Annotated in this window: 14 protein-coding genes; 4 read left to right on the top strand and 10 right to left on the bottom strand. The window is 60.9% G+C overall.

What is annotated here, in order from left to right; all coding sequences use genetic code 11:
• Positions 1 to 171: 171 nt before the first annotated feature.
• The 8 genes from phoB to HK439_RS15510 form a co-directional block, all read right to left on the bottom strand.
• Positions 172 to 867: a phosphate regulon transcriptional regulator PhoB gene (phoB, locus tag HK439_RS15545; RefSeq protein ID WP_190292438.1), complete on the bottom strand. Its 696-nt coding sequence runs from the start codon at positions 865 to 867 to the stop codon at positions 172 to 174.
• A gap of 42 nt (positions 868 to 909) precedes the next feature.
• Entirely contained in the window at positions 910 to 1,620 is a 711-nt protein-coding gene (gene phoU, locus HK439_RS15540) for a phosphate signaling complex protein PhoU (RefSeq protein WP_190292437.1), read from the bottom strand.
• A gap of 33 nt (positions 1,621 to 1,653) precedes the next feature.
• Positions 1,654 to 2,457 carry a phosphate ABC transporter ATP-binding protein PstB gene (gene pstB / locus HK439_RS15535; RefSeq protein WP_190292436.1) on the bottom strand — a complete coding sequence of 268 codons (804 nt, stop codon included), beginning with the start codon at positions 2,455 to 2,457 and terminating at the stop codon, positions 1,654 to 1,656.
• Between the two features lie 15 nt (positions 2,458 to 2,472).
• Complete coding sequence (pstA, locus tag HK439_RS15530; RefSeq protein WP_190292435.1) at positions 2,473 to 3,834, bottom strand: phosphate ABC transporter permease PstA; 1,362 nt, start codon at positions 3,832 to 3,834, stop codon at positions 2,473 to 2,475.
• Positions 3,831 to 5,291, bottom strand: a complete 1,461-nt coding sequence (gene pstC / locus HK439_RS15525; RefSeq protein ID WP_190292434.1) for a phosphate ABC transporter permease subunit PstC — start codon at positions 5,289 to 5,291, stop codon at positions 3,831 to 3,833. Before pstC ends, pstA begins: the two co-directional genes overlap by 4 nt.
• Before the next feature lie 71 nt (positions 5,292 to 5,362).
• Entirely contained in the window at positions 5,363 to 6,409 is a 1,047-nt protein-coding gene (locus HK439_RS15520) for a substrate-binding domain-containing protein (protein ID WP_328804174.1), read from the bottom strand.
• A gap of 444 nt (positions 6,410 to 6,853) precedes the next feature.
• Positions 6,854 to 8,182: an ATP-binding protein gene (locus HK439_RS15515; RefSeq protein WP_190292433.1), complete on the bottom strand. Its 1,329-nt coding sequence runs from the start codon at positions 8,180 to 8,182 to the stop codon at positions 6,854 to 6,856.
• A 212-nt stretch (positions 8,183 to 8,394) separates the two neighbouring features.
• Complete coding sequence (locus HK439_RS15510) at positions 8,395 to 8,874, bottom strand: SRPBCC family protein (protein ID WP_209011844.1); 480 nt, start codon at positions 8,872 to 8,874, stop codon at positions 8,395 to 8,397.
• 177 nt (positions 8,875 to 9,051) lie between these two features.
• Here HK439_RS15510 and HK439_RS15505 point away from each other — a divergent pair, with 177 nt between their 5' ends.
• Complete coding sequence (locus HK439_RS15505; protein WP_190292431.1) at positions 9,052 to 9,990, top strand: MBL fold metallo-hydrolase; 939 nt, start codon at positions 9,052 to 9,054, stop codon at positions 9,988 to 9,990.
• Between the two features lie 9 nt (positions 9,991 to 9,999).
• Here the strand turns inward: HK439_RS15505 and HK439_RS15500 are convergent, their stop codons facing one another.
• Positions 10,000 to 10,995, bottom strand: coding sequence for a DUF1499 domain-containing protein (locus HK439_RS15500; protein WP_190292430.1), 996 nt, complete (start codon positions 10,993 to 10,995; stop codon positions 10,000 to 10,002).
• Between the two features lie 371 nt (positions 10,996 to 11,366).
• Between HK439_RS15500 and HK439_RS15495 the strand changes: the two genes are divergently transcribed.
• The gene (locus tag HK439_RS15495) at positions 11,367 to 11,519 is read left to right on the top strand and encodes a hypothetical protein (protein WP_190292429.1); all 153 of its coding nucleotides are present in this window, start codon (positions 11,367 to 11,369) and stop codon (positions 11,517 to 11,519) included.
• 228 nt (positions 11,520 to 11,747) lie between these two features.
• Positions 11,748 to 12,722: a magnesium transporter CorA family protein gene (locus tag HK439_RS15490; RefSeq protein WP_190292428.1), complete on the top strand. Its 975-nt coding sequence runs from the start codon at positions 11,748 to 11,750 to the stop codon at positions 12,720 to 12,722.
• Positions 12,723 to 12,743: 21 nt separating this feature from the next.
• On the opposite strand, the gene pdxH is transcribed toward HK439_RS15490, so the two are convergent.
• Positions 12,744 to 13,379 (bottom strand): pyridoxamine 5'-phosphate oxidase, encoded by a 636-nt coding sequence (gene pdxH, locus HK439_RS15485; RefSeq protein WP_190292427.1) that lies wholly within the window; start codon positions 13,377 to 13,379, stop codon positions 12,744 to 12,746.
• A 180-nt stretch (positions 13,380 to 13,559) separates the two neighbouring features.
• Between pdxH and HK439_RS15480 the strand changes: the two genes are divergently transcribed.
• Complete coding sequence (locus HK439_RS15480; protein WP_190292426.1) at positions 13,560 to 13,916, top strand: RT0821/Lpp0805 family surface protein; 357 nt, start codon at positions 13,560 to 13,562, stop codon at positions 13,914 to 13,916.
• Positions 13,917 to 13,921: the final 5 nt, after the last annotated feature.

The following is a 13,921-nucleotide window of genomic DNA, read 5'->3' as shown; positions in this document are numbered from 1 at the left end:
ATCGGCGGGAACAAGCTGGTCGAGTGTGACCATCTCAAGCGCTGTCTGATCCGGACCGGGTTTCTTCAACATCAAAACAGTGAATCAAAAACCCCCGGCTAACGCCAGGGGTTTGTCAGCAGTCTGAACCCGCCGATCCGGCGGGTTTTTTCATGCTTGATCCTGAGTGTCTCAGGCAATTGCGAACTGGTCGTTGAACGCGTAGCCGGCGCCGCGGACCGTGCGGATCGGGTCTTTCGCCTTGCCCCGGTTCAGCGCCTTGCGCAGGCGTCCGACGTGAACGTCCACCGTGCGTTCGTCGACATAGACATCGTGGCCCCAGACACCGTCGAGAAGCTGCTCGCGGGAAAAGACGCGGCCGGGCGAGGTCATCAGGAATTCCAGGAGCCGGAATTCGGTCGGCCCCAGATGGATTTCCTTGGTGTTGCGGCGGACCCGGTGGGTCTCGCGGTCCAGCTCGATATCGCCCGAGCGCAGCATGCTCGAGACGACTTCCGGGCTCGCCCGGCGCAGGATCGCCCGGACACGCGCCATCAGCTCGGGAACCGAAAACGGCTTGACCACGTAATCGTCGGCACCGGTCGACAGGCCGCGAATGCGCTCTGCTTCCTCGCCGCGCGCGGTCAGCATGATCACCGGCAGCCGTTCGGTGTCTTCACGCGCCCGGATGCGGCGGCAAAGCTCGATCCCGGACAGGCCCGGCAGCATCCAGTCCAGCAGCAGCAGGTCGGGCTGGCTCTCTCTGAGCCTGATTTCCGCTTCGTCTCCGCGTTCGCAGGTTTCGACTGAATATCCTTCAGCTTCCAGATTGTATCTCAGCAGCAGGCTGAGCGGTTCCTCGTCTTCAACGATGAGTACCTTCGGCATTTACACAAGCTCCGAGTCATCCCGCTGGACGGGCCTGGCCCGTCAGGCGTTTTCCTTGTCGGTAACGCCGGTCTCGTCGACCTTGGGACGTTCGTCCGCAAGCCGTTCACCGGTCGTCATCCAATAGACGTTTTCCGCAATATTCGTGGCGTGGTCGCCGATCCGCTCGATGTTCTTTGCGCAGAAGAGCAGATGGGCGCACTGGGTGATGTTGCGCGGGTCTTCCATCATGTAGGTCAGAAGCTCGCGGAACAGCGAGGTGTAGATGGCGTCGATTTCGGAATCCCGCTCGCGCACGTTGCGCGCGGATACCGCATCGCGCTTCGTGTAGGCGTCCAGCACCTGCTTCAACTGCGCCAGGGCCAGTTCGGCGATGTGTTCCACGCCGATGGAAAGCTTCTTGGACTGCAGATCGTTGTCGATGGCGATCACCCGCTTGGCGACGTTCTTGGCCAGATCGCCGACGCGCTCCAGGTCGTTTGCAATACGACCGGCCGCCATGATTTCACGCAGATCGCTGCCCATCGGCTGACGCCGGGCGATGATCTCGATGAGCTTGATTTCGACGTCCTGCTGCAGTTCGTCGAGCCGCACGTCATGTTCGATCATCGATTGGGCGAGCGTCAGATCCTGGGTGACCAGTGCGGTCACGGAATTGCTGACGATGGTTTCGGCCAGGCCGCCCATTTCCGCGATCCGGCTCTTCAGGGCGGTCAGTTCTTCGTCGTAGGCCGTTACCGTATGATCAGGCATACTGTATCCCTCCGCTATTTGTCTTCATAAGCATCAGCCGAAGCGGCCCGTGATGTAATCCTGCGTACGCTTGTCGTGCGGATTGGTAAAGATGTCTTCCGTCGGCCCTTCTTCGACCAGGACGCCCAGATGGAAAAAGGCGGTCCGCTGCGAAACGCGCGCTGCCTGCTGCATGGAGTGGGTCACGATCACGATCGTGTAGTTCTCGCGCAGTTCGTCGATCAGTTCCTCGACCTTGGCGGTCGCGATGGGGTCGAGCGCCGAGCAGGGCTCGTCCATCAGGATGATCTCCGGGTTGACGGCAATGGCGCGCGCAATGCACAGGCGCTGCTGCTGCCCGCCCGACAGGCCCGTTCCCGGTGCATCGAGGCGATCCTTGACCTCGTCCCAAAGACCGGCCTTCTGCAGGCTGGACGTGACGATTTCATCCAGCTCCGTCTTGTTGCGCGACAGGCCATGGATCCGCGGTCCGTAGGCGACGTTGTCATAGATCGACTTGGGGAACGGGTTCGGTTTCTGGAACACCATGCCGACCTTGGCCCGAAGCTGAACCGGATCGACCTTGGGATCGTAGACATCCTCGCCGTCGATCAGGATGTCGCCTTCCACGCGGCAGATGTCGATGGTGTCGTTCATCCGGTTCAAGGTGCGCAGAAACGTCGACTTGCCGCAGCCGGACGGTCCGATGAACGCGGTGACCGACTGGGCGGGAATGTCCACGTCGACATCCTTGATGGCATGGGTGTCGCCATAATAGACCTGCACGTTCCGTGCGACGATTTTCGGCTCATTCAGCATCTCGACGGCCTTCTGCTCGACTTCGGTCATCTGATTCATGGGACTGGACTTTCCTTACCAGCGGCGCTCGAAGCGGCGGCGGAGAATAATTGCAATGAGGTTCATGAGCACCAGGAACACCAGCAGGACAATGATCGCGCCGGACGCGCGCTCGACGAAAGCCGGATCTCCGCGCTGGGTCCAGTTGTAAACCTGAACCGGAAGTGCTGACGCCGGATCGAAGAACCCTTCCGGCGGGGCGCCGGGATATTCGCGCACGAAGGCCACCATGCCGATCAGCAGGAGCGGTGCGGTTTCCCCCAGCGCCTGGGCAAGACCGATGATCGTGCCGGTCAGAATGCCGGGCATGGCAAGCGGCAACACATGGTGGAACACCGACTGCATCTTCGAGGCGCCCACGCCTAAAGCCGCATCGCGGATCGACGGCGGCACCGCCTTCAGCGCGGCGCGGGTGGCGATGATGATCGTCGGCAGGGTCATCAGGGTCAGAACCAGACCGCCGACAATCGGCGCCGACTGCGGCAGTCCAGCAAAGTTGATGAAGACCGCCAGACCCAGAATACCGAAGACGATCGACGGCACGGCCGCCAGGTTGGCGATATTCACCTCGATCAGATCCGTAAGGGCGTTCTGGGGCGCGAATTCCTCCAGGTAGATCGACGCGGCGACACCCAGCGGCAGGGACAGGACCAGCACCACGAGCATCATGTAGGCCGAGCCGAGAATGGCCACGCCCAGGCCCGCTGCCTCGGGCCGGGTATCGGATGCGTCGGGGGCTGTAAAGAATTCCCAGTTGAACCGGGTGGTCAGCACGCCATCCGCTTTCAGCTTGTCCGCCAGCATGAGCTGCTGGGGCGATACGTTGCGGTCAAGCTTGGCGCTCTCCATGGTCACGCGGCCCTTGTAGTAGCCGTCGATGCGCCCGGAAGCGAGCAGGTTGAACGAAACGGTTTTGCCGATGCTGGTCGGATGGGCCAGGACGTAACGGCGCAGATCGGCGGGCGCTTCCTTGGAAATCAGTGCCGCGGCGTCCTTTTCGCTCAGGCCTTCGATCGAAATCCCTTCCTTGGCCATCTTGTCGGCAAGCGCCTTCTTGAGCAGCGGCGCGTAACCGAAGGTCGTGACCTTGGCGATGTCCTCCAGATTGCGATTGCCGTTCTTGTCCAGCTTTGCCGGATCGAGATAAACGCTGACCTGAATGTAGGTCTGGCGGAAGGACGACAGCCCGTTCATCAGGATCGAGGTCAGGAGGCCCACCAGCGCCAGCACGCCGATCGTCACCGCGATCTGCCCCATGAGCCGGAAGCGGGCTTCGGCGGCATTGCGCTTCCTGGTGCGCTTGTCGAGGACCAGCAGCGATCCCTTGCGCGGTCCCGCGGTTGCGGCGGCGTCGGTCGATGCGATTGTGTCGCTCATTCGTACTGCTCCCGGTACTTGCGCACGATATAGAGGGCCAGCACGTTCAGACCCAGGGTGAAGACGAACAGGGTCAGACCCAGGGCGAAGGCAACCAGTGTCTCAGGGCTGGCGAATTCCGTATCCCCGGTCAGCTGACTGACGATCTTGACGGTCACGGTGGTCATTGCGTCGAACGGGTTGAGGCCCAGCCGGGCGGCCGCCCCTGCCCCCAGGACCACGATCATCGTTTCCCCGATGGCACGGCTGGCGGCCAGCAGGATCGCACCGACGACGCCGGGAAGGGCCGCGGGCAGAATGACCTGCCGGATGGTTTCCGACTGGGTTGCGCCCAGTCCGTAGGAGCCGTCGCGCATCGCCTGAGGCACCGCGTTGATGATGTCGTCGGAGAGCGAACTCACGAAGGGGATCAGCATGATACCCATGACCAGACCGGCGGTCAGAACCGACGATGACGACGTTCCAAGCCCCATGGGCTGTGCGATCCAGTCGCGCAGGAACGGGCCGACGGTGATCAGCGCGAACAGACCGTAGACGATGGTCGGGATGCCGGCCAGCACTTCGATGGCGGGCTTTGCCAGGTTACGCAAGGCCCTTCCGGCGTATTCGGACAGATAGATGGCAATCATCAGGCCGATCGGAACGGCCACCACCAGCGCCACGAACGACACGTAAAACGTGCCCCACAAGAGCGGCAGGATGCCGAGATCGGACCCGCCGCGGAACTGGGGGTTCCACACGGTGGAGAAGAAGAAGTCCTTCGCCGGATAGATCTGGAAGAAGTGGAAGGTCTCGAACAGCAGCGAGCCGACGATGCCGACCGTTGTCAGGATCGCGACCAGCGATGAGCCGAGCAACAGCGCCTTGACGAACGTCTCGCTGTTGTTTCGGGCGCGCAGTTCGGGCCGGATGCGCATGAATGCCCATCCGCCGGAAGCGAGCGACAGTCCCAGCACGGCGATCGTCATCAGCAGGGAGCCGGTGTTCTTCTCGGAACGATAGGTCTTGGCGGCGTCGAACACCTCGACCGGCACGTTGGATCCCAGAGCGATCCCCACTTCGGCAAGGCGGCTGCGGATATTGGTGAGATCGGCCCGCATCCGGGTCAGGTCTTCTTCACCGAGGCCACCCTGCTCCATCAGGGCGTCGAGGCCGTCCGCAATCCGGCGGACGTCTGACATGACCAGACTGCGCGCGCCCCCTTCGGGGATGGCGCTGTCGGGGATCAGCCCGCTGACATGGCTTTCAATCAGCATCGGCTGCACGAACAGCCAGGCGGCCAGAAGGATCAGGGCCGGAACGGCCGTGAACAGCGCCAGGAACTGTCCGTAATAACTTGGAAGGGAGTGCAGTTTGCGGCCTTCATTTGCCGCCTTAGACAGAGCGCGCTGCCTGCCGACAAAGTAGCCGAGCAAAGCAAGACCAAGCACAATCAGGATAAGGATGCCCACGCTCATTGTCTTCCGCCACAAACAAAAAAGAAAACTGTCGGCGCGCGATCAGCGCGCCGACAGTCGATTTTTCAGGGTTACTTCAGCGGACCCATCGGAGTGCGGTTCTTGACCATTTCCTGGGTCTTGGCCAGTTCCGGGTCGGAAACGAGGCCGTAAGCGGCCAGCGGGCCGTCCGGGCCAGCCATTTCGTCAGACACGAAGAACTCGATGTATTCCTGCATGCCCGGGATCACGTCCAGGTGAGCGTTCTTCACGTAGAAGTACAGCGGACGGGAAACCGGATATTCACCGGAAGCGATCGTTTCGGTGGACGGGGTCACACCGGACATGGTCGCAACCTGCAGCTTGTCGGTGTTGTTCTGGTAGAAGGACAGACCGAACACGCCGAAGCCGTTCTTGTTGGCGTCAACGCGAGCCAGCGTTTCGGTGTAGTCGCCGTCGATGTCGATGGACACGCCGTCGGTGCGCAGGCCCATGCAGGACTTCTTGGCGGCTTTCTTGTCGCCACCGTTTTCAGCCATGAAGGCTTCGAAGGTGCCGTCTTCTTCACAGCCGGCAACGATCACCTTTTCCTCGAACACTTCACGGGTGCCGTGCTTGGTGCCCGGGACGAAGGCCAGGATTTCCTGGTTCGGCAGGTCGGAACGGACTTCGTTCCAGGTCTTGTAGGTGTTGTCGACGAGCTTGCCGTCCACCAGCACCTTGGCAGCCAGAGCCTTGTGCCAGTCGGCCGGGGTGAAGGCGAAAGACGGGCCGTTGATGTCGCTGGCGAAGACGATGCCGTCATAACCGATGCGGACTTCCTGGATCTCGGTGACGCCGTTCTTTGCGCACAGGTCGATGTCGGACTGCTTGATGCGCGAAGAAGAGTTGGCGATGTCGATGGTGTTTTCACCAACGCCTTCGCACAGCTTCTTGCGGCCGGCGCCCGAACCGCCCGATTCAACAACCGGGGTCGGGAAATCGAAGTTTTCGCCGAAGGCTTCAGCAACGATGGACGCATAAGGAAGAACGGTCGACGAACCAGCGATCTGGATCTGGTCGCGCGCCTCAGCGGCACCTGCAACGACGGTTCCGGCAACAGCCAGTGCTGCCACGCTAACGAGGGTCTTGAATTTCACTTGACCACTCCTTTTGAATGTCAAGGTTTATTGGATAATCACCGAGACCGTGATTGCCCCGACGACGAGCGGACCCTAGGCCTCGTTCGTGAGACTTCTATGACAGTTATATATCAGTTTTATGACTGTTCAACTAATTGAAAAATTTCATGATTTTTCATTATGAAATAAAAGCATGACATTAAAGCGCGCCTTGAATGACAGAATCCCCCCCGTCCGCACCGGACCGGTCCGGCTTTATAGCCGATGCCTGCGCGGCGCTGCGCATCCGCCGATCCAATAACTGCCTCTGCGTCAGATCCGCCGTCCCCTGACGGCTTGAGGCGAGACCAAGGCGCCTGCCCGTTCCCCTGCCGAAATTAATGGAATTCAGGCAGCACTTTCCGAGGCGCGCCCGGCTTTCGCATCGCTTCCAGGGACCCTGAGCCTGCGTGTGAGCTAGGATCAGGCACTCTCTGACGGCATGAAGTGGACCGTGAACGTCGAGCCCTTGCCCGGCACACTTTCAATTTCGAGGCGGGCCCGGTGGCGGGCCAGGATATGCTTCACGATCGCAAGCCCGAGCCCCGTTCCCTTCATCGCACGGCTCGACCCGACATCGACGCGGTAGAATCGCTCCGTCAGGCGGGGCACATGCTCCGATGCAATGCCCGCCCCGTAGTCCTGAACCGCCAGACAGATGTGATCTGCGGCATCGCCGTTCTTCGTCCTTTGGATCCGGATATCCACGAACTCCCCGTCACCGCCGTATTTCAGGGCGTTCTCGACAAGATTTTCGGCGACCTGGATCAACTCGTCGCGGTCGCCCCGGACGATGGCCTCGTCAACCTCGACCTCGGTGCGGATCGTCATCCCGAGATCGCGGGCAAGCGGGGCCAGCGCATCGGCCGTATGCCGGACGATCTCGATGAGATCGACGGACGCGGCCGGCCGGACATGCGCCTTCAGCTCGATCCGGGACAGGGACAGGATGTCGTCGATCAGCCGGCGCATCCGCCCGGCCTGCTCCAGCATGATCTTGAGAAACCGGTCGCGCGCCTCCGGATCGTCCTTGGCCGGTCCCTGCAGGGTCTCCACGAAGCCGGTCAGCGACGCCAGGGGCGTGCGCAGTTCATGGCTGGCGTTGGCAACGAAGTCGGTTCGCATCCGTTCCAGACGCTTTTGTTCCGTCTGGTCATTGATGACCACCAGAATGAAATCCGGCGTGGCCGGCCGATTATCGGCACCTGCGGACCCGGGCATGTAGACGGGCGCCACATGGGCTTCGAAAAAGGCTTCGGTCGGAACCTTTTCCTGCCAGTGGATCCGCTCCGGCTCCCCTGTGGCCGAAACACGGTCGAACGCTTCCAGCAGGGACGGCGCGCGCAAGGAGAAGGACAGGGGATCGCCGGGCTTGACCTGTCCGTAGTAGTCGATCGCAGCCGCATTGACATAACGGGTAATGCCCCGGCCGTCGGCAACGAAACAGGGAACCGGCAGGGCATCGACGGTCACCTTCATGCCCGTCCCCGGCCACATGCGCCGGAGCTGACGCCGCTGGCCGGCCTGCAGCTTCATCGACCGCGAGCGGCGCGGCACGAAAGCGGCCACCGCCGCCAGGATGGCAACACCCGACAGGGAGGCGAGCACCGGAACGCCGTAAAACAGCGTTGCAACGGCGCCCAGCACGGCGCCGACGAGCAGAAGCCAGCGGGCGTCGCGGAACCGCGACAGCGGAGCGGCCCCATCCAGGTCTATGGCCAGATCGTCTGGCGAAGTGAATTTGTCGGCCATCTTCAAACGCTGGCTGTTACGGATACCTTGTGGCGGATCAGTTTACCGTACTTAGCAGATTCCCAAGACGGCGTTCGCGTCACGGTGCGTGACGGTGGGCAAAGCTGATAACATGCAGGATATGTCAATCAGGCGACATTAGAGCATCGGTCGATAACTTTGAACCATTTGACCGGTGCTCTAGAACAAGTTTCCCGAGACAAAATACTTTGTCAGCGAAATTCCTTGCCGGCGGCCACTTCCTTCATCCGAGCAAGACGTTTTTCCCAGCCGCCGCCGGAGGCCACGGCATGCTGATAATCGTCCGCGTCCTCGCCATGACGCAGGAATTCGCTGTGTACCAGTTCCACGCGGGTCGCCTCTCCTGCATCGCGAAAGCTGATCATGACCCGGCTTGCGGTTGCCGGATCCGCAATCGGCTCCCCTTTCGCCGAGACCTGCCAGGCAAGGCGGACATAGAGGGGCTCCTCGATCGACAGGATCGTCCCCCAGACCCGCCTGCGGCCGTCCTGGCCGACTTCATAGCAGACGCCGCCGGGTCGAGGTTCGATGCCGCATTCGCGGATCTCGCCGCCGCTTCCGGGAAACGGCGATATCCACCAGGCCGAGGGATGATCGACGACCAGTGCGAAGGCTTTCCCGCGAACCAGCGGAAGAAGGCACTCGAACCGGCACGTTTCTTCGTTCGACATCATCGGCCCTCAAATTCCATTTGCGCGCATAAAGATGGTTCCAGAGAAAATGCCCGCAGACGTCCACCTGCCGGCGGCGAGGCTCTAGCCGGTTCAGGCATCATAAATATGACACTTCGAATGGCATCATGGTGCACGATATAAGATCCATGCTATGGGGCAAGATGCGATCAGGCAATGACGGCCTGTTGTCACGGGAAAAAGGGACTGCGGTTGAAGCACGAACGCACATTCGATCCTGCCTATGGAACGGCCGTCGAGGTGTCGGACGGCATCCGCCGTCTCACCTGCCGGAATCCCAGCCCCTTCACCTTCCACGGGACCAATACATACCTGATCGGCCAGCGCGAGATCGCGGTTCTGGACCCGGGGCCTTCAAGCGAAGCCCATATCGACGACATCGTGAAGGCTGCCGGCCCCGACGCCGTCAGGGCGATCCTGGTCAGCCATACCCATATGGACCATTCACCGGGAGCACGGCTTTTACAGGCCAGGACCGGTGCGCCGATCGTCGGCTGCGGTCCCCACAGGGCGGCGCGCACCCTTGCCAGCGGTGAAATCAATCCGATGGACGCAAGCGCCGATGCCGACCATGTGCCGGACGAGGAACTGAAAGCCGGCGACACGTTTTCCGTCGGCAAAACCGTGTTCGAAGCCGTTGAGACGCCCGGTCACACGGCCAATCACCTCTGTTTTGCCGTTGCGGGGAGCAACCTTCTGTTTTCCGCCGATCACGTGATGGCATGGTCGACATCCATCGTGGCCCCGCCGGACGGCAATATGCGGGACTACATGATGTCCCTTGAGCGCCTTCTTCAAAGGCCGGAAAGCATCTATCTGCCGGGGCACGGCGGCGTGCTTCGCGATGCCCACGGATATGTCGAGGAATTGAGGGCCCATCGTCTCGGGCGGGAGCGTTCGATCCTGGACCGGCTCACCGATGCGCCCGTTTCGATCCCGGACCTCGTCCTGCAGATCTACGACGACCTGCCTCCCGGCCTGCGGCCGGCGGCAGCGCTTTCCGTATTCGCCCATCTTGAGGACCTGGCGGAGCGCGGCCTCGTTTCGGCCGAGCCGAACGTCACGCTGACCGCATCCTACCGCCGTCCCTCCTGAAGACCTGGCCTAACCGGACAGGTCGGCCGCAGTATTGTCGGCGTCAGGCGCCGGATTGTCCTCGCCTTCGAAATAGGGTTTGAAAGCGGGAACCGGGATACGTTCCTTTTCCTCTGTTCCGGCGCCGGCTTCAGCCGGACCGGCTGCAGCGGCATCCGACCCGGCCTGATCGGGATCGGCCAGATCCTCCTCGGTGACGGCAACCCGCTCCAGGTCTCCGTAGGTTTCAAGAAGGACGTCGTCGATCCCTGCGAACAGCTCCCGGATACGATCGACGTTCCCCGTCAGGCCCTCAAGGCCGAACCGGGACACGGAACGGACATCCAGGAGAGCCCCGACCGGATCGGGCCTGATGCGCACGACCATGTCTTCCGTCAAACCAAGCAGCGGGGTTCTGGCCTCCACCTGCAATCCGGTGGGAGCGTCCAGAAGGTCGGGCGGCAGTTCGTAGGTGATGACCCAGCCGTTCCGCCTGGCCACTTCAAGGGCTGCCGCATGGAGCTGCCCCGGGGCGATCCGGTACCGGCGCGGAACGATATCGGGGAAGAGGTCCCGTTGCAGGCCGGTTTCCGCAGGCTGGAACAGCGCCTTGAGAACACCGCCGGGCTCTTCGCCCATCTCTTCGCCTGGCTCGCTCGCCACCGCCTTGAACTGGGGCGGGTCGACCCAATTCGTCGAAACATCCTCCATTCCCGGAGACAGGAATGCATTTCCGGCAAACAGCCCCAACGGCACAATGGCCACGATACCGTAGAGCGTTCCCAGCACGGCCTTCGTCGTCCCCCGTCCGCCGCGCGCCCAAAGGCGGGCAAAAGCGACCAGCGCAAAAATGATCGCGACGATGCCAAGTCCGGCGCCGGCCAGCACGGAAAACACCATTTCGCGGGGGCCGATCAATGCGACGCGCTGTGCGAGCACCGCGAGAATGCTGACGGGCACAGCCACAGCACCGAGCCGCTGGCTGACACGCGCACTTGTCGAGCTGTAGACCGGATACCGCTTCATCGCACCGCAGATTCGTTTTTCACCATTGCCAGGCTAAGGGTTAGCACCACATTTCCCGAAACAGAAAGCGGAAACGTGTCGCAACGACATATGTCTTATGAGCCCTTTCGGGAATATTTTAACTACGTGTTACGCCGAGACCGGCTCACGTAATGTAGTGATATTACTTAAAACCGAGAGTATCCCTGAATAAATTGTTAAGCCGCGTAACAATCTGTCATGTATTTTGACTGGTGCCTTGTCGCCTGAAAGCGCATCATGAATTGTCGTTAACCACGCGTTGCGCCGAAGGGCCTGCAAGTTCAAATTGCCTTATGAAGGTCCCAATCGAAGTGCACGCTGACTGAAACGCATCGATTTGGACGCGAGAAATGTCTAGAACTGCAACACGCCCGGCAACCCAGGCTCCGGCACAGGCAAAACCCAATCTGGAAAACCAGTACAAGCCGGTTGGAATTGCCGCAATCAATGCGGCAACTCTGTGCAAGAGCCAGACCCGGTCGGACAAGACCAGCAAGAAATAAACCTGGCGGGATTTTCTCCGCCAGCGTTCCGGTTTTCTGTCCGATCTGTTGCGGGCACCCGTAGCGCGACCGCATGGCGGTTCGCGAAAGGCGGGGGTTCTGTGCGCGTGAGCGTGCAAGTCTGCACTTGGCATTTGCCTGCCCAGGCTTTTAATCTTCCCGGTATGGTTTGACAGGCCACAACGAATCAATTGCGGCCGGTCTGATTGTTATTCCGGGAGCCGTTCGATGATCATCGCCTATTGCCCGTCCACATCCGGTCTCACCCGGATTGAACTGGCCCCTGGTGACCGTCTGCCCACGACATCCGTATGGATCGACCTCGTGCGCCCGACCCACGAGGAGCAGCAGATGGCCGAAAAACTGATGGGCGCGGCCATCCCGACACGAGAGGAAATCTCCTCGATCGAGACCTCCGCGCGCCTCTACGACGAGCCCGGCGCAATCGTCATGACCGCGATCCTGCCCATGGCCGCCAAGGCGCTCGACCCGGAGCTGTCATCGGTCACTTTTGTCCTGAGTTCCAAGCGCCTGGTCACCGTGCGCTACGGCGAGCCGAAATCCGTGGCCATCTGCGCCCGCAAGGTTCAGGCGGATGCAACGATCGCCCATACCGGATCGGCGGTTCTTTTCACCATGCTCGACATTATCGTCGACCGGTGCGCCGACGTCATGGAAGAAGCCTCGTCGCTCTACGATTCCCTGTCGCTCCAGGTGTTCGAGGTGGGACTGACCTCGCGCAAGACCACCAGCTACCAGACGGCCATCAAGGAACAGGGCCGCATCGGACTGCAGGTCGCCAAGATGCATGACGTCTGCGCCAGCTTCTCGCGGATGATGCTGTTCCTGGGTAGTCACGCCCAGAAGGTCTCCTTGAGCGAAGACCAGGTTGAACAGTGCCGCATGGCCGGACGGGACATTCACTCCATCAAGGAGCACGGCGACGCGCTGGACAACAAGCTGTCGTTTCTCCTCGACGCGACAGTCGGGCTGGTGACCCTTGAACAGAACCAGATCATCAAGATCTTTTCCGTTCTCGGCGTCATCTTCCTGCCGCCGACCCTGATTGCCTCAATCTACGGCATGAACTTCATTCACATGCCGGAACTGAAATGGCATTTCGGCTTTTTCTTTTCGCTCGCCCTGATGTTCGGATCGGTCGCCGTGACCTTCCTGTTCTTCCGGATGAAAAAGCTGTTGTGACGGGGGCCGGGTCACCCGGCCTCAGGGATAAAGCCGGGTCGTGGTCCAGTCTTCTTCCGGCCCGGACCGCTTGAACTGAACGCGGTCGTGGAGCCGGAACGGACGGTCATGCCAGAATTCGATCGAGGTGGGCACCAGCCGCATCCCGGACCAGTATTCGGGGCGCGGAATATCCCCGAGGGCGAATTTGGCGGTGTAGCGGGCGACTGCCTTTTCCAGCGCGAAACGGCTTTCCAGCGGACGTGACTGTTTGGAGGCCCATGCACCGATGCGGCTGCCGCGCGCTCTGGAACGGTAGTACTCGTCCGCTTCCTCGTCGGATACGGGGCTGACCGGGCCGCGAATCCGGATCTGACGGCGCAGCGATTTCCAGTGAAAGCACATGGCGGCCTTGCCCGCCCCGAGCAGTTCGGTGCCCTTCGCGCTCTCGAAATTTGTGTAAAAGACAAAGCCCCGTTCATCGAAGCCCTTCAGCAGAACCATCCGCACATTCGGCAGTCCATCCGGGTCCACCGTGGCCAGAGCCACCGCATTCGGATCGTTGAGTTCCGCTTCCGTTGCGTCGTTAAGCCATTCACCGAAAAGTTCAAATGGTTTCTTGACCTCCGTAAAGTCACCTTTTGTTAACTCTTTTGCCGAAGGGTCGGGGGTGGTCATCGCATACCTGTCAAAAAAAATCGATGGCTCGTCCAACTGTGTATCGAGTAGCCGGACAAGCGAGGTCTTGGGGGCGTGTTTGAGTTCAAGTCATATACCGCTGGAGGTATAAAGATCCAGAGTGCATGGCTTGCGGCACTTGCGATTTCCGGATTGCTGAGTGCCTGCAGCCCGGTCAGCATGCCGATCGGCAGCTCGGATATCGAAACGCCGCTTGTGCTCACGGGATCCATCCCGTCCGTGGACGATGACGCCTACGCCGACATCAGCACCGATGACCGGAAACTGATCGCGCAGACCATTCACACGGCACTGGGCGAAAACAGCGCGACGGAGGCCCTTGCCTGGTCCAATCCGGAAAGCGGGAATTCGGGCACGATTTCCAGCCTCGACGTTTCGAAGCTCAAGGATACCGGATGCCTCTCGTTCAAGACGACGGCCAATACGATCACCGGTCTCAGGCTTTACGAAGGAACCGCCTGCCGCGATATTTCCAACGCCATGGCCATTACCGCACTGCGGATCGCCAAGGCTTGAATGCG

Source organism: Roseibium aggregatum (genome assembly GCF_014692675.1).
In the GTDB taxonomy this organism is placed as follows: domain Bacteria; phylum Pseudomonadota; class Alphaproteobacteria; order Rhizobiales; family Stappiaceae; genus Roseibium; species Roseibium aggregatum_C.
This window is presented reverse-complemented; position numbering and strand designations above follow the sequence as displayed.